Here is a 20294-nt window from a genome sequence, read left to right on the forward strand (position 1 = left end):
GGTCCATCATGGAGGGGTGATTCTTCTCAGCGCCGAACACACCTCGCTGATGCACGGCTGGGTCCCGGCCACGATGCAGGCGGCGGCCGTGTTGGCGCTGGTCGTGGCCGTGGGCCGCCGGCCACGCCGCTGGCTGCTGCGGCTCCCGCTGATCGCCGGGCTGGGGCTGGTGGCGGCGGCGGGCGCGTATTGGTTCGTCGCCGATGGCGGCCTGTCCGGCCTGCCGCCACCGACAGCGCTGTGGGTGTGGATCGCGTTGACCGGCGCCGCCGCGGCGCTGCTGGTCTTGGGCTGGCGGGGTACGGACTGGTGGCGCCGCGCAATGGCCCTGCTGGCCGTGCCACTTTGTGCGATCAGCGCGGCGCTGACGCTCAACAGCTGGGTCGGCTACTTCCCCACCGTGCAGAGTGCCTGGGCGGACCTGACCTCTGGACCGCTGCCCGACCAGAGCGACATGACAGCGGTGAACGCGACGGCCGGATCCGGCATACCGCCCCGGCGGGGCCACCTGCTGCAGGTGACCATTCCCGCCGACGCCTCGCACTTCAAGCATCGCGGCGAGCTGGTGTACTTGCCGCCGGCGTGGTTCGCCCAGCGCCCGCCGCCCGCACTGCCGGCCGTGATGATGATCGGCGGTGAGTTCAACACCCCCGCCGACTGGCTGCGCTCCGGGGACGCGATCAACAGCGTCGACGAGTTCGCGGCCACACACGGCGGCAATGCACCTGTGCTGGTGTTCGTCGACTCGGGTGGTTCGTTCAACAACGACACCGAATGCGTCAACGGCCCCCGAGGTAACGCCGCCGACCATCTGACCGAAGACGTGGTGCCGTATGTGATCTCACACTTCGGTGTCAGCTCCGAGCCGTCGCACTGGGGTGTCGTCGGCTGGTCCATGGGCGGCACCTGCGCGGTCGACCTGACCGCGATGCACCCCGAGAAGTTCAGCGCCTTCGTCGACATCGCCGGTGATCTCGGACCCAACGCCGGAACCCGCGCCCAGACCATCAAGCGACTGTTCGGTGGCAACGTCGATTCCTGGGCGGCGTTCGACCCGTCAACTGTGATCGCCAAACACGGCCGCTATTCCGGGGTTTCGGGGTGGTTCACGGTCAACGGCAGCGCCACAGTGGCGGATACCGGCGGCCAGTTCGCCGACGCGAAGTCGCTGTGCGCGCTGGGCCAGGCCCACGGCATCGACTGCGCCGTGGTCACCGAGCCCGGCCGACATGACTGGCCGTTCGCCGGGAAGGTGTTCGCGACTGCGCTACCCTGGCTGGCCGGGCGGCTGAGCACACCGGGAGTGCAGCCGGTTGGGTTCCCGAACGTGTGATCACGGATTTGGGCCATGTGGTGTGGCGCCCGGCTGTGAGCGACAACGGCTGCGAAAGGACGCGAACTATGACAGCGACCCCCGTCCCAGCCCGATCAGGTCCGGTCGCCCGCCTCCGCCGCGCGGTGTTCGCCCGGCACGCCAACCCGTTGAGCGCCTGGACTCGGTGGGCGACGACGCCGCTGATCCTGGTTCCGGTGTGGCGACGGTCGTGGCGTGATGCGGGGTGGGTGTCGGTGTGGTTCGCGCTGAACCCGGTCATCTTTCCCGAGCCGGCCGATCAGGCGGCCTGGTCGACGCGCGCGATGCTCGGCGAGGAGCAGTGGGTCACCGATCGACCGCGAGACGCCGCTCTGCTGGTGAACCTGGCCGGTGCCGCCGCGGCCGCGGCCGCACTGGTGAGTGCCCGCCGCCGACGGTTGCTGCCGACAGTTGGCGCGATTGCGGTCGCGATGGCGCTGACCATGGGCTACTGGGAATTGATGGTCCGCTACTTCGACCGCCGCCGGTAACGTGTCGAAGATGGGTGACCATCCGACCGACCCGCCGGCCGATCCCGGTTTCGACGACGCGGGCGTGCCCACCTTCGAATCGGTGCGCGAGAAGATCGAGCGCCGCTTTGAGACCTCGATCGGCGCCCAGGAGCTGGATTCCGAGACCCCGGAGGGCCGCAGCGTCGAGAAGGACTTCGAGGACCGGCAGCGTGCGGCCGCCGAGAAGCTGGAGCAGATCCGCAAGTCGATGCACGAGGGTGAGCACTGACCGGTGCGGACTTTCACCGTCGCCGAACGGCGAAACCGTTTGGCGCGCAGGCATTTCCTGGCCCCCGACACCGCGGCTGAGACGATCACCCGGATCGCGGCCACCCTGGTCGGCCTGCACGCCACCGACCCCGCCACCCCGTATCTGTCGTTGTGGGCGCGGTCGGCCCCGTTCACCGTCGCCGACTTGAACGCAGCACTGTATGAAAAACGCTCACTGGTCAAGCATCTGGCGATGCGCCGCACACTGTGGGTGTTCGACCCGTCCGATCTTCCCGCCGTGCAGGCCGCAGCCAGCGACAAGGTGGCCGACACCGAGCGGCGCCGGCTGATCGCCGATGTCGCCAAGGCTGGTGTGGCCGATGACGGCGAGCACTGGCTGACCCGAGCCTGCGCCGCGGTGCTGGCGCACCTCGATGAACACGGCCCGACCAGCAGCACCGAGCTGCGGGCGGCCCTGCCCGAACTGGCCGGAACCTACGATCCCGCACCCGGCAAGTCCTACGGCGGACAGACGCACCTGGCCCCGCGAGCGCTGACCGTGCTCGGCGCGCAAGGCGACATCGTGCGCGGACCCAACGACGGAGGCTGGACCTCGTCGCGGCCCCGATGGGCTAGCGCCGCAGACTGGCTCGGGCAGCCCGGCACCCCGATGACCTCCGAGCCGGCGCAGACCCAGCTGATCGGCACCTGGCTGCGCGCGTTCGGCCCGGCCACCGCCGAGGACATCAAGTGGTGGTTCGGCACTACCAAGACCGCGGTCCGAAAGGCGTTGAACGACATCGGCGCGGTGGACGTCGACCTGCACGGCGCGCCCGGCTATGCGCTGCCCGACGACCTGGAACCCGAGCCCGAGCCCGAACCGTGGGGTGCGTTGCTGCCGGGGCTCGATGTCACCACGATGGGCTGGTATCACCGGGACTGGTACCTCGGCGAGCACCGCGCTCAGCTCTTCGACAACAACGGCAACGCCGGCCCCACGGTGTGGTGGAACGGGCGGATCGTCGGCGGCTGGTATCAGAACGCCGCCGCCGAGGTCGTGTTGCAGCTCCTCGATGACCCAGGCCGGGCGGCCCGTTCTGCGTTGGAGAAGCGGGCGCGCGAGCTCACCGCGTGGCTGGACGGGGTGCGGGTGCCCCCGCGGTTCCCGTCGCCGCTGGTGAAGGCGGCACAGCGCTGAGGGCCTAGTCTCGCGAAGCGGTGAACTGCTTCTTGAGCATCGCGTACCCCCAGGCCAGTACCAGCCAGGGCGCGATCAACCACGGGCTGTTCAGCAGAATGAACTTGACGCCCAGATCCATGAAGCTGGCGGTGTTGATCGACGGGAAGCCGGCGATGATCTCGGTGCCGTAGTAATACCAGGTCAGGACGGTGTGCGTGACGGCTGTCGACATCACCAGCAGGGTTCCCCGGTAGTCGGTGAACTTGGACCGGAACAGCAGGACGAGTCCGGTGACGCCCACGCAGGCATTGATCACCGACAGCACCTCGATCATCAAGAAGTTGGGTTCGGCGTCCAGATAGCGCAGGTCACCACCGTCGATGTAGTTCCACCAGGGATACGCCCACGCCGCATCGCGGGCGCCGACGATGGCCTTGTGCAGGATCAGCCAGCCGAGCTCCCAGGTCAGATGCGTGACGTAGGAGCAGATCACGAACGGCAGAACAACCGCCTGGAGGCGTTGAAATCGGGTCCACGTCCGAAGTGACGGCAGCGGCAGGAACGCCGCAAAAATGCCCAGGAAGTAGGCAGCGGTTGCCTGCACGACCATGGCATCGGCAATGAGGGGACGGTCGACGCTGCTGTGAAATGCCAAGTAGCTGTACATCGGAAACGCCAGGGCCAGCGAGCCGAACGCCACCATCCATACGATGCGCAGTCCGCGCGACCGCGGAAGTATCACCGAAATCTCCGGTGAGTTTTCCCGGCTCAGCTCTGCGGTCGCCATCAGCGCACCTCTCCTGTCTCGATCAAATATTCCTAGTAATCATAGTTCTGTTATACAGAATCATAATTACTGTGGCACCGTAGCACCCCGTGGACACTCAGCCAACGGTCGATCGAGAGCAGGTGGCCGCCATGGGAACGAACCGATCCACGCAGCCGATCGCCGACATGTCCGACGCACGCAGGGCCATGTATCACCAGCAGATCGTGGCTGCAGCCGAGTACGAGTTCAGCCGCAACGGCTTCGCCGCCGCACGGGTGAGCGACATCGCCAAGACCGCCGGGGTCTCACTGGCGACGGTCTACAAGTACTTCGGCGGCAAAGACGAGATCTGGGACGCCCTCAACGCCGCGCGCATGCAGGAGTTCGTCGCCGCCGTGCGCGTACGCACAGACGAAATCGACTCCCCGCTTGAGGCGATCCTGGTCGGGGCGCGTGCCGAGGTTGAATTCTTCGCAGCACACCCCCACTTTCTGCAGCTGCACATCAATGAGGGCTTGAGCTGGGCATCGGCCTCAGCCGAATTGGGCCGAGGTGGTCAGCGGGCAGCGTGGCGAACGGGTATGGACATGATCACTCGAGCGGCCGAGGTCGCGGTGGACGCAGGTCAGATCATCCACCTGCCTCCGCGAATCGCTGCGGCACTGGTCATCTCGGCCTTACAGATTTGGCTCACCGAATGGGTCTCTGCGGGCAAGACGGAGCCGATAGAGGCTGTCGCCGACGCTGTCGTGCGGCACTTGCGAGTCAGCCTCGGCGCTGAGCCGGCTTAGCTGAGCAGCACCGCCCCTAGGCGCTGGCCTTGCGCCGCCGTTTGACGGCTTTGGCGGGTTTGGCCGGGGCGCCGAGGATTTCGGCGAGGAACTTGCCCGTGTAGCTCTCCGGCACCGCCAGCACATCCTCCGGTGTTCCGCTGGCCACCACCGTGCCGCCGCCCGCACCACCTTCGGGCCCCATGTCGATGATCCAGTCCGCGGTCTTGATCACGTCCAGGTTGTGCTCGATGACGATCACCGTATTGCCTTTGTCGACAAGGCCGTTGATGACGCCCAGCAGTTTGGCGATGTCCTCGAAGTGCAGCCCGGTGGTGGGTTCGTCGAGGATGTAGACCGTCCGTCCGGTGGAGCGCTTCTGCAACTCCGAGGCGAGCTTGACCCGCTGTGCCTCTCCCCCGGACAGCGTCGGCGCCGGCTGGCCCAGCCGCACGTAGCCGAGCCCGACGTCGACCAGGGTGCGCAGGTAGCGGTGGATGCTGGTGATCGGCTCGAAGAACTCCGCCGCCTCCTCGATCGACATGTCGAGCACCTCGGCGATGGTCTTGCCCTTGTAGTGCACCTCCAGGGTCTCCCGGTTGTAGCGGGCGCCGTGGCAGACCTCGCAGGGCACATACACGTCGGGCAGGAAGTTCATCTCGATCTTGATGGTGCCGTCACCGGTGCACGCCTCACAGCGGCCGCCCTTGACGTTGAACGAGAATCGCCCGGGCTGATAGCCGCGCACCTTGGCCTCGGTGGTCGCGGCGAACAGGGTGCGGATCTTGTCGAACACCCCGGTGTAGGTGGCCGGGTTGGACCGCGGGGTGCGACCGATCGGTGACTGATCGACCCGCACCAGCTTGTCCAGGTGGTCCAGGCCGGTGATCCGAGTGTGCCGGCCGGGCACCTGGCGGGCGCCGTTGAGCTTATTGGCCAGCACCGACGCCAGGATGTCGTTCACCAGGGTCGACTTGCCGGAGCCGGACACCCCGGTCACCGCGGTGAGCACCCCGAGCGGGAACGCCACGTCGACGCCGACCAGGTTGTGCTCACGGGCACCGACCACCCCGAGTTGGCGCTTGTGATCCACTGTGCGGCGAACCCCGGGCACCGCAATGCTTTTCGCGCCGGACAGATAGGCCCCGGTGATGGAATCGGTGTTGGTCAGCAGTTCGCGGTAGGTCCCGCTGTGCACGATCTTGCCGCCGTGCTCCCCGGCGGCCGGGCCGATGTCGACGATCCAGTCGGCGTGCGCGATGGTGTCCAGGTCGTGTTCGACGACGATCAGGGTGTTGCCCAGGTCGCGCAGCCGCACCAGGGTTTCGATCAGCCGGCGGTTGTCACGCTGGTGCAGGCCGATCGACGGTTCGTCGAGCACGTAGAGCACCCCGACCAGACCTGAGCCGATCTGGGTGGCCAGTCGAATACGTTGCGCCTCACCGCCGGACAGCGTCCCGGCAGCCCGGGACAGGCTCAGGTACTCCAACCCGACGTCGAGCAGAAAGCTCAGCCGCGACTGGATCTCCTTGAGCACCTGACCGGCGATGGCCTGCTCGCGTGTTCCCAGCGTCAGCGCGTTGAGGAAGTTCGCGCAGTCCGCGATCGACAGATCACACACCTGCGCAATGGATTTGCTGCCGTAGTCACCGGCGGCCAACGTCACCGCCAGGATCTCCGGCTTGAGGCGGGTGCCGGCGCATTCCGGGCACGGCACGTCACGCATGAAACCGGCGTAGCGTTCCTTCATCTGCTCGGACTCGGTCTGCTCCATCTTGCGCTGCAGGAACGCCATCACACCTTCGAACTCGGTGTAGTAGGAGCGGGTTCGGCCGTAGCGGTTGCGGTAACGCACGTGGACCTGCTCGTCGGAGCCCTCCAGGATCGCCTTGCGGGCCTTGGCCGGCAGCTTGCGCCACGGGGTGTCGACGTCGAAGCCCATCGACGCACCGAGGCTGGCCATCATCCGGGTGAAGTACTCACTGGTGGGGCCCATCGACCACGGTGCCACCGCGCCCTCGGCCAGGGTCCGGTCCCCGTCGGGCACCACCAGGTCGGCGTCGACCTCCTTGCGGATGCCCAGCCCGGCGCATTCGGGGCAGGCCCCGTAGGGCGAGTTGAACGAGAACGACCGCGGCTCCAGGTCGTCGACCGCCAGCGCGTGACCGTTGGGGCAGGCCAGCTTCTCGGAGAACCGCTGCTCGCGATGCGGATGGTGGTCGTCCCGATCGACGAACTCCAGCACCACGATGCCGTCGGCCAGGCCCAGCGCGGTCTCCACCGAGTCGGTGAGCCGCTGCTTGGCCGACTCCTTGACCGTGAGGCGGTCGACGACCACCTCAATGTCGTGCTTCTCCTGCTTCTTGAGCTTGGGCGGGTCGGTGAGCGAGTGCACCACCCCGTCGACCCGGACCCGGCTGTAGCCCTGGGTGTTCAGCTTCTCGAACAGGTCGGCGAACTCACCCTTGCGGGTGCGCACCACCGGGGCCAGCACCTGGAAGCGCAGACCCTCATCCATGGCCAGCACCTGATCGACGATCTGCTGCGGGGACTGGCGGGCGATCCGCTCACCGCAGACCGGGCAGTGCGGTGTGCCGGCGCGGGCGTAGAGCAGCCGCAGGTAGTCGTACACCTCGGTGATGGTGCCGACCGTCGAGCGCGGGTTGCGGTTGGTCGACTTCTGGTCGATGGACACCGCGGGCGACAGGCCCTCGATGAAGTCGACGTCGGGCTTGTCCATCTGGCCGAGGAACTGGCGGGCATACGCCGACAGCGACTCGACGTAACGGCGCTGGCCCTCGGCGAAGATCGTGTCGAAGGCCAGCGAGGACTTTCCCGACCCGGACAGCCCGGTGAATACGATCAACGCATCGCGCGGCAGGTCCAGGTCCACACTGCGCAGGTTGTGTTCACGCGCACCCTTGATGATCAGCCGGTCAGCCACCCGTCCATGCTAGGTGGCGCTACCGACACGCAGCTCACGGCCAGTAGCGTGGCCGGTATGACCTCCCAGATCTCGGTTGACGACACCTACACCGGGCACGTCGAATCCGGAACCGCGGCCCGCCGCACCCTGCCCGGCGTCTCGATCATCAAGACGTCAGTGGGCCCGATGGACAACAACGCCTACCTGGTGACCTGCGCGAACACCGGCAAGACGCTGCTGATCGACGCGGCCAACGACGCCGACACCCTGGTGGCGCTGGTGCGCGACTACGCCCCGGACGTGGACCTGATCGTCACCAGCCACCAGCACTTCGACCACTGGCAGGCGCTGACCGCGGTGGTCGAGGCGACCGGGGCGCCCACCGCGGCGCACGCACTGGACGCCGAACCGCTGCCGGTGGCACCCGACCGGATCCTGGCCGACGGCGACACCGTGACGGTGGGTGACTTGTCCTTCGACGTGATCCACCTGCAGGGCCACACCGAGGGCTCGGTGGCGCTGGCGCTGGACGGCGCGGCCACCGGCGGGGTGACACAGCTGTTCACCGGGGATTGCCTTTTTCCGGGTGGCGTCGGAAAGACTTGGCAGCCCGGAGATTTCGAGCGCCTGCTGGGTGACGTGAGCCACAAGGTGTTCGACCGGTTCGACGACGACACCGTCGTCTACCCCGGACACGGGGACGACACGACACTCGGGGCCGAGCGTCCGCACCTTGAGGAATGGCGGGCGCGCGGCTGGTAATGCCGATCTGGGCCGCCCCTGGTTAACCGAAACAGGAAGGCGTAGCCCGGTGTTAAAGACCCGGTGATCGGGCCTCGCACCTGGGCCGGACCTCGCATTCTGCGTGCACTCGATACGACTACCGTTCAGGCGTTGCACGCGGAGAGGAAACAAGTCATGGCTGTCGACGACGACGCGACCCCAGAGACACCGGCCGACGCGCCCCTGCCGACCACCGAGCTCGACCCGGCGCCGACCACTGCGGACGGCCCGCTGGCCTACAGCGCTCACACCACGAGCATTCCCGTGGTCGACTATCAGGCACCGCGGATACAGCCCATGTGGATCGCTGTGCTGGTGGTGTTGGCCGCCGTCGGGGTGGCCGCCGCGGCGTTCTTCCTCGGCCGAACCACTGCACCACCAGAGCCGTCGACGATCCCGCCGCCGGCGGCCTCGACAACTGTCCCCCCGCCCACCGTGGCGCCGACGTCGTCCCCGCCCGAGCCCGTCGCCTCACCGGCCGCACCCGCGCCGCCACCACCCGCGGTGGCCGCGCCGGCGCCACCGCCGGCCGTCGCCACCTCGGTGCCCCCGCTGGCCACCCCTCAGGCCCGCATCGCCGAACCCATCATCTGCTCACTGCACAACCAATACCCGCAGATGCAACCCGTCGACCTGGCTCTGAGTCTCGTCGACCGAGGGATCTACAGCACCTACGCCGACGCCCAGGTGGTCGTCGACCTGGTGCTCGCCGACGGCTGCCACGGAATCTAACCACCATCGAAGGAAAACACCCATGCACAAACTGATGATCGCCGCCGCGGCCCTCGCCGCACTGGCCCCCCCGACCTGAGTCGGGGGCGCCGGGCACTGCTGCGGCGGTCGGACCATGCACTGGCCACCCGTTCCCCGACCTCGCGCAACCCCCTCTTTTGCTGGCGTCTGCCGAAAGTTTGCTGGGAACCCGCATGTTGGTGAGTCCATCCGAGGCTGCCAACCGGTAGTTCACTAGGCAGGACAGGCCTCCAGGTCCAGATTCCACTCAGTCGTGACAGTGAGAAGCGGACCGGGAGCGGGGTCGGTCAGAGGAATGCTTTCGCCTATGGCCCCCGCATCTCCGCGGCCCTCAAATAGGGCCACACACGGTTGAGCGTCAAGCCGAGACAAAAACCTCACGGCAGCCACCCCGCCGTTGTAGAGGTCACCAGCAATGGTTTGCGTAACCAGGCGACGACTACTCGTGATTTCGTGCAGATCAAGATGTTGCATACCATTCTCGACCAGAAGCGGGGCATGCCTGTCTTCTATCTCTTGACGCACCGCCCCGTCGGTTAGGTCAATCATCGGGCCGTCAAGTCTTAGCAGTGCTGAAGCTAGTACGTTCTGGCGGCGCCAGCTCGCGGTCACCGGCTCCGAGGCGAAGTCGTCAGCCGCTTCGGGCCCGTATCGATCGATATGTCTGAGCTTGGCACCGAGATTTGGCCGGAGGTCTGCCAGCACTTCGCGGAGGCACGTTTCGGGCAAGTCCGCCAGATAGAGAGTGCGGAAGCGGTGGTGAACGTCATCGAAGCGATGGCTGAAGCTGTATAGCTCGAGCGGCGTGAATTCAAGTGGACTTGCGTGGTAGCCAACTCGCCACAACAGCAGTTCGGAGTCGACTTTGGTCACGCCTGAAAGCTAGCGACCTGTCTAGCCGCTTGCACGACCACCGCGAAATCAGCCGTGTCGGACGCGCCGCCGAGAACTTCGACGGGCGCACGATCGTCGAGACGTGTGTTCGTGCCAAACAACCAGGCCCGAGCAGTCTTGTCGTCGTACGCATCAGCAAGCATTCGGACAACTTTGTAGCCCTCACGCAGCCTGCGTTCGGTTACCTCGTGTGGCTGTGGGCCGCCCGCCCGCGCGTATCGGCCGATTTGTTTTGCATCGGCAAGTCCTGCGAGGGCTGCGGCAATTCGTTGCCCAACCGCTCCCTGCAGGTAGCTGGCGATTTCACGAATCGGGCGGGTTGTGGCCTCGAAATCGAGTTTCTCAGCGGCGCTAGCTGTTAGAACAGACATTCTGGCACCTCCGGATGGGCTGTATCCACCCGCAAGGCTACCACCAGAACTACGCTAAACACCACCAGGGAAACCCCCCAAAACAACACCACATGTCGAGCGCCCGCATCTGGCCGAATGGCGCGAACGGGGTTGGTGAGTCTTCCCCGAATTACCCGGTGGTGTGAACGATCAGCACGTCGATCTTGGACCGCCGCGACACGTTGGCCGGCACCGACCCGAGCAGCCGCCCGGCGATAGTGCTCAACCCGACGTTGCCGACCACCAGCAGGTCGGCTTTGACCGACTCCGCCAGTTCCACCAGCGCGTCGACCGGAGCGCCGACGATGGCCTTCTCCTCCACCTCGTTGGCCCCGGCGGCGACAGCGCGCTCCTTGGCCTCCTTGAGGATCGCGTAGATGGGCGCGCTGCCGGACGCCTTGTAGCTCTCGTCCTTGAGAGCGTCGACGGCCCGCGGGTCGTCGGCGTGCGGCAGGTAGGCGGTGGCGATGACCACCTTCGCGCCCTCACCAGACGCCAGGTGACCGGCCCGGTCGACGGCACGAAGCGAAGAATCCGAGCCGTCCGTGCCGACCACCACCGTCTTGTAGCCGCTCATCCGTAACCCTCCCGGTGCATTGTTGCCGTATTCGCTAGTAAGCCATGGCGACATTAACGCGTCAGCGGCCCCGATGGGGGCGATTGGCGTCACATGTCGCCTGCGTCCCTGCACACACATCGGCCCTGACCGGCCCCGAAACCGGGTTTCACGCCCGTCGTGACGTGGCTGACACCGTGCGCTGAGCGGTAGCGTGAGATGTCGTGGGATGCCATGGCCTGCACACCGAGCGATAGCGCACGTCGTTGAGCCTGGTACTGACCCCAGCCCCGGTGAGCACGGCGGCCGAGCCGCTACGCCGCCGGCGGAAGTCGCCGGATGCGCTCGTGATCGCGGTGCTGGCGACGGTGATCAGCGGCATCGGGGCGAGCCGGCCGTCGTTGTGGTTCGACGAGGCGGCCACGATCTCGGCGTCGACGCATCGGTCTCTGCCCGAGCTGTGGCGCCTGTTGACCCACATCGATGCGGTGCACGGCCTGTACTACCTGTTCATGCACGGCTGGTTCAGCGTCTTTCCGGCCACCGAATTCTGGGCGCGGTTGCCCAGCTGCCTGGCAGTCGGCGTCGGGGCCGCCGGCGTGGTCGTCTTGTCTCGCCGGTTCGCCGACCGGCGGGTGTCGGTGTGCGCAGGCGTGCTGTATGCGGTACTCCCGCGGATGACGTGGGCCGGCGTCGAAGCGCGCCCGTATGCGTTCGCGGCGATGGCCGCGGTCTGGCTCACCGTGCTGTGGGTGAGCGCCGCGCGCCGGAACACCGGGGCGCGGTGGGCGGGTTACGGCGTGGCCCTGGTGGCGTCGACGCTGCTGAACACCTTCACGGTGCTGATGGTGGCGGTGCATGCGGTCATGCTGTGGGTGCCCGGAGGCGAACGCTCGGCGAAGCGGCGTTTTGCGGCCACGGTCGGTGTCGCGCTGGCGGTGCTGGCCCCGTTCCTGTGGTTCAGTCAGCGACAGATCTGGCAGGTCGCGTGGATCGACCCGCTGAACCCGCACACCGTCATCGAAATCGCGCAGCAGCAATTCTTCGACAAGAGCGTGCCGTTCGCGATCCTGTCTTGGCTGCTGATCGCCGCCGCGGCCATCGCCGTTCGGACCGGGGCCCGCCCGGCGCCCGCCGACGACTCACGACAGCTGGTGATCCTGTGCGCCGCCTGGCTGATCATCCCCACCGTGGCCAGCGTGGCCTATTCGGCGATGGTGAAACCCATCTACTACCCCCGATACCTGATCTGCACGGCACCCGCGATGGCGATTCTGTTGGCCGTTGCCGTCACCACGATCGCCGGGTCGCGGCGCGCCGTCGCCGGCGTCGTCGCGTTACTGGTCATCGCAGCGGCGCCCAATTACGTTGTCAATCAGCGTGATCGGTACACCAAGGAAGGCTGGGACTACAGCGCGGTGGCCGACGTGATCGACGCGCACGCCCGGCCCGGGGACTGCCTGCTGGTCGACAACACCACCAGGTGGATGCCCGGCCCGATCCGGGCGCTGCCGGCCGGGCGGCCCGCGACGTTCGCCAAGCTGCAGGATCCGGGCCTGGGGCCGCGCCGGCAGAGTCTGGGCCGGCTCTGGGACGGGCACTTGGCGGTGTGGGCCCTGGCCGATCAGCTCACCGGCTGCCCGGCGATCTGGACGATCACCGATCACGACCGTTCCCTGCCGGCCCATCAGGTTGCGGCGATGCTGCCGGTGGGCACACGGTTCGCCCGAACGCCCGACGGCCGGGTACTGCGCCAGCTGGGCTTCCACGTCATCGAACGCTGGCAGTTCACCTACTCCCAAGTGATCAAGTCCACCCGGTGAACCGGCAAGACCCCCCTCAGGCGCCGGGGACCAGCGGATCGGCACCGCGGGCGGCCCGATAGGCCACCACGCACCCCAGGGCGGCCATGGCAGCGAAGATCGCGAACAACCAGCGGGCCGCCGGCAGACCGGTCTCGATGGCGGTGTTGACCACCAGGCCGGCGAAGCCCGCACCGAACGCCCCGCCGATCAGCGCCACGGTGTTGATCGCGGCGGCGGCCGTACCACCCTCGGCGGGATCGTCGACGCAGCTCATCGCCCACGCCGACAGATGTGGCCAGCCGGCGCCGACGCCGATCCCGACGACCAGCAACGCTATCGCCCAGATCGCACCGACCGCGGTGGGGTTGTAGTGGTTCATCCGGGTGAACGCAACCACTGCCAGACCGGCCGACATCACCAGCGGTGTGCTGATCACCAGCCCGATGACCACCCGCACCTTGCTGACCGAAGCACTGGCGATCTCGCTGATCGTCCAGCCGGTGGACAGCGCGGCGCCCAGGAATCCGGCCATCACCGGCGGCAGGTGGGCCAACCGCTGCCCGAGCAGTGGGATGTACAGGTTGGCCTTGGTAGTGGCCATCAGCAGGCCCAACGTCACGTAGATCCACTTCTCCCGACCCGGGTGGAAGGCGCTGGGCGGCAGCACCGCCGCCGACGAGCGCCGATCCAGGACCAGGAACACCCACAGCAGGGCCCCGCCGGCGACCAGCAGAGCGGCCGCACCGAAGAGGCTGCGCGGCAACTGCGCAACACTGACCGCCAGTGCGGCCGCACCCAGCAACAGCAGCGAGCGCACCGGAATCTTCATGGCTTCGCCCCGGTGGCCGCCGCGGCTCGCCGGCATCACCACCGTCACCGCCGCGGCCATCACCCCGGACAGCACCACCATGACACCGAATGCCCACCGCCAGAGGCCGAACTGGGCGAACAAACCACCGGCCGCCGGCCCGACCAGGGTGCCGACACCCCACATGGCCGATACCAGCCCCGACGCCCGGGTCCACAGCCAGCTGGGTAGGACCGCGTTGATCAGCGCGTAGCCCAGGCCGGCCAATAGGCCACCGCCCATGCCCTGCAGGGTTCGGCCGACCAGCAGGACCTCCATCTGGGGAGCCATAGCGCACACCACGCCGCCGGCGCCGAACGCCAGCAGTCCCAGCAGGTAGGACGACCGGGAACCGATCCGGACCAGCACCGGGTTGGCTGCCGCAGCGGCGAGCACCGACCCGACCAGATACAGCGTGGTCACCCAGGAGTAAAACCGCTCACCGCCGATGTCTCTGACGGTGCTGGGCAACAGGCTGACCGTCAGGAACTCGTTGGTCGCGTACAGGGCCACGCCCCCGGCCAGCACGGCCGAGGTGCCCAGGTACCGCTTTCCGAGCAGCTCGCGCCAGCTGCCAGCGTTTACAGCGGAGTCGGTTGTCACCGCTTCAGTCAGATCCACCACCACTTGCAGTCAATCACGGATCCCCACAACACGCGAAAATGCACCCCGTGCTGGCGCGTCACTTGATCCCGGCCGCGTCCATACCCCGCAATTCCTTCTTGAGGTCGGCGATCTCATCGCGGATTCGCGCGGCGAGCTCGAATTGCAAGTCACGGGCCGCGTTCATCATCTGCTCGGTGAGGTCCTTGATCAGGTCGGCCAGTTCGGCGCGCGGCATGGCCGCGGTGTCGCGGCCCTCGAACACCCCGGCACTTACCGCCCGGCCCGGCTCGCCCTGCGCGCGCCGCCCACGGGAGGCATTGCGCCCCGACCCGGCGATTTCGACAGTCTCACTGTCGGCCGCCTCCCGGTACACCTGGTCGAGGATGTCGGCGATCTTCTTGCGCAGCGGCTGCGGGTCGATACCCTTCGCCTCGTTGTAGGCGACCTGCTTGGCCCGGCGTCGTTCGGTCTCGTCGATGGCCTCCCGCATCGAGTCGGTGATCTTGTCGGCGTACATGTGCACTTCGCCGGAGACGTTGCGGGCGGCCCGGCCGATGGTCTGGATCAGGCTGCGGGTTGAGCGCAGGAAGCCCTCTTTGTCGGCGTCGAGAATCGACACCAACGACACCTCCGGGAGGTCGAGGCCCTCCCGCAGCAGGTTGATCCCGATCAGGACGTCGTAGTCGCCGAGCCGCAGCTGACGCAGCAGCTCTACCCGGCGCAGCGTGTCGACCTCGGAGTGTAGGTAGCGCACCCGGATCCCCATCTCCAGCAGGTAGTCGGTGAGGTCTTCGGCCATCTTCTTGGTCAGCGTGGTCACCAGGACCCGCTCGTCGGCCTCGGCCCGTTGCCGGATCTCGGCGATCAGGTCGTCGATCTGCCCCTTGGTGGGTTTGACCACCACTTTCGGGTCGACCAGGCCGGTCGGGCGGATCACCTGCTCGACGAACTCGCCTTGCGCCTGGGCCAGCTCGTAGGGCCCGGGGGTGGCCGACATGTAGACCGTCTGCCCGATCCGGTCGGCGAACTCCTCCCAGGTCAGGGGCCGATTGTCGCAGGCTGACGGGAGCCGGAAGCCGAACTCGACCAGGTTGCGCTTGCGCGACATGTCGCCCTCATACATGCCGCCGATCTGCGGCACGGTCACGTGCGACTCGTCGATGACGAGCAGGAAGTCCTCCGGGAAGTAGTCCAGCAGGGTCGCCGGGGGTGTGCCGGCCCCGCGACCGTCGATGTGGCGCGAATAGTTCTCGATGCCCGAGCAGAAGCCCACCTGGCGCATCATCTCGATGTCGTAGTTGGTGCGCATCCGCAGTCGCTGGGCCTCCAGCAGCTTGCCGTGGCCTTCCAGCTCGTCGAGCCGGGCGGTCAGTTCCTCCTCGATGGTGGAGATCGCCTGCGTCATCCGCTCCGGGCCGGCCACATAGTGGGTGGCCGGGAAGATCCGCAGCGAATCAACCTTGCGCACCACGTCCCCGGTGAGCGGATGCAGGTAATACAGCGCCTCGATCTCGTCGCCGAAGTACTCGATGCGGACGGCGAGCTCCTCATAGGACGGGATGATCTCGACGGTGTCGCCGCGCACCCGGAACGAGCCGCGGGTGAACGACATGTCGTTGCGGCTGTACTGGACGTCGACCAGCAGCCGCAGCAGGCCGTCGCGCGGCACCTCGGCACCGACCTGCAGCTCGACCGAGCGGTCCAGATAGGACTGCGGGGTGCCCAGACCGTAGATGCACGACACCGACGCCACCACCACCACATCGCGCCGCGACAGCAGGCTCGAGGTCGCCGAATGACGCAGCCGCTCCACGTCGTCGTTGATGGAGCTGTCCTTCTCGATGTAAGTGTCGGTCTGCGCGATGTACGCCTCCGGCTGGTAGTAGTCGTAGTAGGAGACGAAGTATTCGACGGCGTTGTGCGGCAACATCTCTCGGAGCTCATTGGCGAGCTGCGCAGCGAGCGTCTTGTTCGGGGCCATCACCAGGGTGGGCCGCTGCAGCCGTTCGATCAGCCAGGCCGCGGTGGCCGACTTACCGGTGCCGGTGGCGCCGAGCAGCACCACGTCCTTCTCCCCCGCCAGGATGCGCCGTTCCAGGTCGGCGATGGCGGTCGGCTGGTCACCGGCCGGCTGATATTCACTGACGACGTCGAAACGGCCACCGGCCCGCACGACGCCTTCGACAGCGTCGGCGGGCGGCCGGTACTCCGAATGCGCGACGACGGGGTGTTCCGTTGCGAAAGCCACGAACCCAGGGTAAGCCGCCCGACCGACGATGCAGAGCGCGCCAGCGCGATGAGGAGGAGCCGGGCAATAGTCTGGGTGTCTGACAGGGAGAGGCGGTCAGCGGTGCATCCACCCAAACACGAGACGTTCGACCTGGTCGCGTACACCAACACCGACCCGAAAGGGGTGGTGCGAGACGTCGACGTCTATACCGTGCAGCCGTGGGGCCTCTACCTGGCCCGACCCACCCCGGGCCGGGCCCAGTTCCACTACCTGGAGTCGTGGCTGCTGCCCACCCTGGGGCTGCGCGCGACTGTCTTCCACTTCAACCCGGGCCACGAACGTGACCAGGACTTCTATCTCGACGTCGGCGACTACACCCCGGGGCCGGCACTGTGGCGCTCCCGGGACCACTATCTGGACCTGGTGGTGCGCACCGGGCGCGACGTCGAGCTCACCGACATCGACGAGCTGATGGTCGCCGTGCGAGAGGGCCTGCTCAGTCAGGAAGACGCCGAGCAGGCGGTCGCCCGCGCCGTCGCCGCCGTCGACGGCCTGGCCCGCAACGGCCACGACCTTTCGCGCTGGCTGACCGGCCTGGGCATGCCGGTGTCCTGGCCGGTCAGCGACGGGCTTTCCGGGTCGCCACCGAAAAGTTAGGTAATCTCGTCAAGATGAAAGCCAACCTGCGAATCGGTGTCGCCACCGCGACGACCGCGGCCCTGCTGGGATGCGGTCAGCTGATCCCGGTGCCGGCAGCGGCAGCCGACGAGCTGCACAACGTCACCTATATCGCGCGGGTCGACGCCTGGACCAGCGGCAGTGTGGCCACCTTCATGCTCAACGACTACCAGACCGCCAGCGGCGACATCGATGCCTTCGGCTCACCGTTCGAGGCCAACGCGGTGCTGTCCGATCCGAGCAAGGCCGGCATGGTGATCCGGCTGCGCTGGCCGGCCGCGGCGAATGTGCACTGCGAGATCCACGTGGACGACACCGTCGCGGTGAAGAGCGACCGCTACATCACCACTTGGAAGGACAGCAGCGACCCGCGCAACGGCGCGATGCTGTGCGGCGCCCTGATCAGCAGCATGGCCTGACGGCCTTAAGGCCGTCAGTCGGTCTCGTCGGCCCGCCGCAGATGGATGTTGGTGGGCCGCCCCGGATCTGCGGAGCCGTGAAGCCGTTTCTCCCACAACGCCGGATCGTCATCGGGGCCGGCGGGCGGGTCGGCGGTGATCGCCGCGACCCGGGGGTAACCCGCGGCCAGCAGAGGCTCGGCGAGTTCGTCTGCGACGGTGAGGGATTCCACCGTGAGCTGAACGTCGATGACATCCGGGGCGTCGCGCCCGGGCACCGCGGTGGGACCGACATGGTCGACGCGCAGCGCCCGGTGCCCGCACGTGGTCCGCAGCCGGGCCAGAATCCGCTGCGCCTGGTCGGGCCAGGTCGGATCGGCCGGCACCGACTGCGTCGGCGACGGCACGGTGCGGTGGGCCGCGAGGTTGTCGGCGAACGGCTGGATGCGCTGCTGCCACAACTGCAGCGCCTGCGCCGCCAGGTCGTCGGGGTCCCCGGAGTTGTCCAGCCAGACGTCGGCGACCGCGCGGCGCTGCGGCTCGGTGGCCTGCGCGGCGACACGTGCCCGCGCGTCGTCCTCGGGCATGCCCCGGTATTGCAGGAGCCGGGCCACCCGGACTTCGACGTCGGCGTGCACCACGATCACCAGCGGGAACATCGGCGCCATCTGCGACTCGACCAGCAGTGGGATGTCCTCGACGATGATCGCTGGGTTCTCGGCATCATCCGACGCCATTGCGATCAATTCGCTGCGGCGCCGCGCCACCAGTGGGTGCACGATTCCGTTCAGCGTCGCCCGCTTGTCGTCGTCGCTGAAGGCGATCGCGGCCAGCGCCGGACGGTCCAGTGCCCCGTCCGGTAGCAGGATCCCCGGCCCGAAGGCCTCGACCAATGCGGTCAGGCCCTCGGTACCGGGTTCCACCACTTCACGGGCGATGACGTCGCCGTCGACGACGATGGCGCCGTACCGGCTGAAGGTGGCCGACACCGTCGACTTACCCGCGCCGATACCACCGGTCAGACCGATACGCAGCATCTGCGCCCCTGTCGCCGGGCGCGATTAGGCGCTGTTACCGGCGAGCTTCTCCCGCAGCGCGGCGAGCTGCTCGTCGCTGGCCAGCGAACCGCCGGCCGGTGCGTCGTCGCGGTGCGAGCCGTTGGCGCCGGAGCGCGAGGGCTCGGCGTGCTCGGCGGCGGCGAACTTCTCGATCTGCGCGGTGTGCATCTTGTGCCGGCGCTCGGCCTCGGCGTAGCGGGCCTCCCACTCGGTCCGCTGCTTGTCGAAACCCTCGATCCACTCGTTGGTCTCGGCGTCGAAGCCCTCGGGGAAGATGTAGTTGCCCTGCTCGTCGTAGCTGTCGGCCATGCCGTACTTCGAGGGGTCGAACTCCTCGGTGTAGTCCTCGTTGGCCTGCTTGAGGCTCAGCGAGATCCGGCGGCGGTCCAGGTCGATGTCGATGACCTTGACCATGGCGTCGTCGCCGACCGCGACCACCTGGTCGGGCACCTCGACGTGCTGCTCAGCCAGCTCGGAGATGTGCACCAGGCCCTCGATGCCCTCCTCGACGCGGACGAACGCACCGAACGGCACCAGCTTGGTGACCTTGCCCGGCACGATCTGGCCGATCGCGTGGGTACGGGCGAAGTGGCGCCACGGGTCTTCCTGAGTGGCCTTGAGCGACAACGAAACCCGCTCGCGGTCCATGTCGACGTCGAGCACCTCCACGGTGACCTCGTCGCCTACCTGAACCACCTCGGACGGGTGGTCGATGTGCTTCCAGGACAGCTCGGAGACGTGCACCAGGCCGTCCACCCCGCCCAGGTCGACGAACGCGCCGAAGTTGACGATCGAGGACACCACGCCCTTGCGGACGGCGCCCTTCTGCAGCTGGTTGAGGAACTCGCTGCGCACCTCGGACTGGGTCTGCTCCAGCCAGGCGCGACGGGAAAGCACCACGTTGTTGCGGTTCTTGTCGAGCTCGATGATCTTGGCTTCGATCTCTTTACCGATGTAGGGCTGCAGGTCACGGACCCGGCGCATCTCCACCAGTGAGGCGGGCAGGAAGCCGCGCAGCCCGATGTCGAGGATCAGGCCGCCCTTGACGACCTCGATGACGGTGCCCTTGACGGCCTCGTCCTTCTCCTTGAGCTCTTCGATGGTGCCCCAGGCGCGCTCGTACTGGGCGCGCTTCTTGGACAGGATCAGCCGACCCTCTTTGTCCTCTTTGGTCAGGACCAGAGCCTCGACCTCGTCACCGACGGACACCACCTCGTGGGGGTCGACGTCGTGCTTGATGGACAGTTCGCGGGAGGGGATGACCCCTTCGGTCTTGTAACCGATGTCGAGCAGGACCTCGTCCCGGTCAACCTTGACGATCGTCCCTTCCACGATGTCGCCATCGTTGAAGTACTTGATCGTCTTGTCGATAGCAGCGAGAAAATCCTCAGCCGAGCCAATGTCGTTGATGGCTACTTGCGGCGAGGTGATGGTGGGACTTGGCATGTGTTGGGTTGCTCCGGACACTGTGGCGTAGTAGGGACGGGGTGTTGTCACGCACGCTGGGCATGCGGTGGCCCACGACGTTGGCCTAGGACTAGTCGAGGACTACCTGTTGAGGCTACTCGACGCG

18 protein-coding genes and 1 pseudogene are annotated in these 20294 nt (G+C 67.3%); 10 read left to right on the forward strand and 9 right to left on the reverse strand.

The window, feature by feature from the left end:
* The first annotated feature begins 49 nt into the window (after positions 1-49).
* The 4 genes from ACZYY4_RS19650 (at position 50) to ACZYY4_RS19665 (ending at position 3274) form a co-directional block, all read left to right on the forward strand.
* Positions 50-1333, forward strand: coding sequence for an alpha/beta hydrolase (locus tag ACZYY4_RS19650; protein WP_463811787.1), 1284 nt, complete (start codon positions 50-52; stop codon positions 1331-1333).
* A 68-nt stretch (positions 1334-1401) separates the two neighbouring features.
* Positions 1402-1845 carry a DUF6653 family protein gene (locus ACZYY4_RS19655; protein WP_463811723.1) on the forward strand — a complete coding sequence of 148 codons (444 nt, stop codon included), beginning with the start codon at positions 1402-1404 and terminating at the stop codon, positions 1843-1845.
* A 10-nt stretch (positions 1846-1855) separates the two neighbouring features.
* A complete protein-coding gene (locus ACZYY4_RS19660; protein WP_463811724.1) occupies positions 1856-2095 on the forward strand; it encodes a hypothetical protein in 240 nt (79 codons plus the stop codon).
* A gap of 3 nt (positions 2096-2098) precedes the next feature.
* Complete coding sequence (locus ACZYY4_RS19665; RefSeq protein WP_463811725.1) at positions 2099-3274, forward strand: winged helix DNA-binding domain-containing protein; 1176 nt, start codon at positions 2099-2101, stop codon at positions 3272-3274.
* Positions 3275-3278: 4 nt separating this feature from the next.
* Here ACZYY4_RS19665 and ACZYY4_RS19670 read toward each other — a convergent pair whose 3' ends face one another.
* Positions 3279-4043, reverse strand: a complete 765-nt coding sequence (locus tag ACZYY4_RS19670; RefSeq protein ID WP_463811726.1) for a hypothetical protein — start codon at positions 4041-4043, stop codon at positions 3279-3281.
* Positions 4044-4174: 131 nt separating this feature from the next.
* Here ACZYY4_RS19670 and ACZYY4_RS19675 point away from each other — a divergent pair, with 131 nt between their 5' ends.
* Positions 4175-4816, forward strand: coding sequence for a TetR/AcrR family transcriptional regulator (locus ACZYY4_RS19675; RefSeq protein WP_463811727.1), 642 nt, complete (start codon positions 4175-4177; stop codon positions 4814-4816).
* Between the two features lie 16 nt (positions 4817-4832).
* On the opposite strand, the gene uvrA is transcribed toward ACZYY4_RS19675, so the two are convergent.
* A complete protein-coding gene (gene uvrA, locus ACZYY4_RS19680) occupies positions 4833-7739 on the reverse strand; it encodes an excinuclease ABC subunit UvrA (RefSeq protein WP_463811728.1) in 2907 nt (968 codons plus the stop codon).
* A 57-nt stretch (positions 7740-7796) separates the two neighbouring features.
* Between uvrA and ACZYY4_RS19685 the strand changes: the two genes are divergently transcribed.
* Positions 7797-8483, forward strand: a complete 687-nt coding sequence (locus tag ACZYY4_RS19685) for an MBL fold metallo-hydrolase (protein WP_463811729.1) — start codon at positions 7797-7799, stop codon at positions 8481-8483.
* Between the two features lie 156 nt (positions 8484-8639).
* Positions 8640-9236: a hypothetical protein gene (locus ACZYY4_RS19690; RefSeq protein WP_463811730.1), complete on the forward strand. Its 597-nt coding sequence runs from the start codon at positions 8640-8642 to the stop codon at positions 9234-9236.
* 234 nt (positions 9237-9470) lie between these two features.
* Here the strand turns inward: ACZYY4_RS19690 and ACZYY4_RS19695 are convergent, their stop codons facing one another.
* The 3 genes from ACZYY4_RS19695 to ACZYY4_RS19705 form a co-directional block, all read right to left on the reverse strand.
* Complete coding sequence (locus ACZYY4_RS19695; RefSeq protein WP_463811731.1) at positions 9471-10130, reverse strand: RES family NAD+ phosphorylase; 660 nt, start codon at positions 10128-10130, stop codon at positions 9471-9473.
* The gene (locus ACZYY4_RS19700) at positions 10127-10522 is read right to left on the reverse strand and encodes an XRE family transcriptional regulator (protein WP_463811732.1); all 396 of its coding nucleotides are present in this window, start codon (positions 10520-10522) and stop codon (positions 10127-10129) included. The genes ACZYY4_RS19695 and ACZYY4_RS19700 overlap by 4 nt, the downstream gene beginning before the upstream one ends.
* Positions 10523-10673: 151 nt before the next feature.
* Entirely contained in the window at positions 10674-11120 is a 447-nt protein-coding gene (locus ACZYY4_RS19705; RefSeq protein WP_463811733.1) for a universal stress protein, read from the reverse strand.
* Between the two features lie 245 nt (positions 11121-11365).
* Here ACZYY4_RS19705 and ACZYY4_RS19710 point away from each other — a divergent pair, with 245 nt between their 5' ends.
* A complete protein-coding gene (locus ACZYY4_RS19710; protein ID WP_463811734.1) occupies positions 11366-12922 on the forward strand; it encodes a glycosyltransferase family 39 protein in 1557 nt (518 codons plus the stop codon).
* A 16-nt stretch (positions 12923-12938) separates the two neighbouring features.
* On the opposite strand, the gene ACZYY4_RS19715 is transcribed toward ACZYY4_RS19710, so the two are convergent.
* Positions 12939-14354 carry an MFS transporter gene (locus ACZYY4_RS19715; RefSeq protein WP_463811735.1) on the reverse strand — a complete coding sequence of 472 codons (1416 nt, stop codon included), beginning with the start codon at positions 14352-14354 and terminating at the stop codon, positions 12939-12941.
* Positions 14355-14433: 79 nt separating this feature from the next.
* On the reverse strand, positions 14434-16605 hold the full coding sequence (gene uvrB, locus ACZYY4_RS19720; protein ID WP_463811736.1) for an excinuclease ABC subunit UvrB: 2172 nt from the start codon (positions 16603-16605) through the stop codon (positions 14434-14436).
* A 102-nt stretch (positions 16606-16707) separates the two neighbouring features.
* Here uvrB and ACZYY4_RS19725 point away from each other — a divergent pair, with 102 nt between their 5' ends.
* Positions 16708-17244 carry a ribonuclease FAU-1 family protein gene (locus ACZYY4_RS19725; protein WP_463811737.1) on the forward strand — a complete coding sequence of 179 codons (537 nt, stop codon included), beginning with the start codon at positions 16708-16710 and terminating at the stop codon, positions 17242-17244.
* 14 nt (positions 17245-17258) lie between these two features.
* Entirely contained in the window at positions 17259-17684 is a 426-nt protein-coding gene (locus ACZYY4_RS19730) for a hypothetical protein (protein ID WP_463811738.1), read from the forward strand.
* Positions 17685-17719: 35 nt separating this feature from the next.
* Here ACZYY4_RS19730 and coaE read toward each other — a convergent pair.
* Positions 17720-18700: pseudogene (coaE, locus tag ACZYY4_RS19735) on the reverse strand (dephospho-CoA kinase); the annotation flags it as partial.
* A 24-nt stretch (positions 18701-18724) separates the two neighbouring features.
* Entirely contained in the window at positions 18725-20167 is a 1443-nt protein-coding gene (gene rpsA, locus ACZYY4_RS19740; RefSeq protein WP_463811739.1) for a 30S ribosomal protein S1, read from the reverse strand.
* Positions 20168-20294 lie beyond the last annotated feature (127 nt).

Source organism: Mycobacterium sp. IDUB_21, assembly GCF_055419425.1.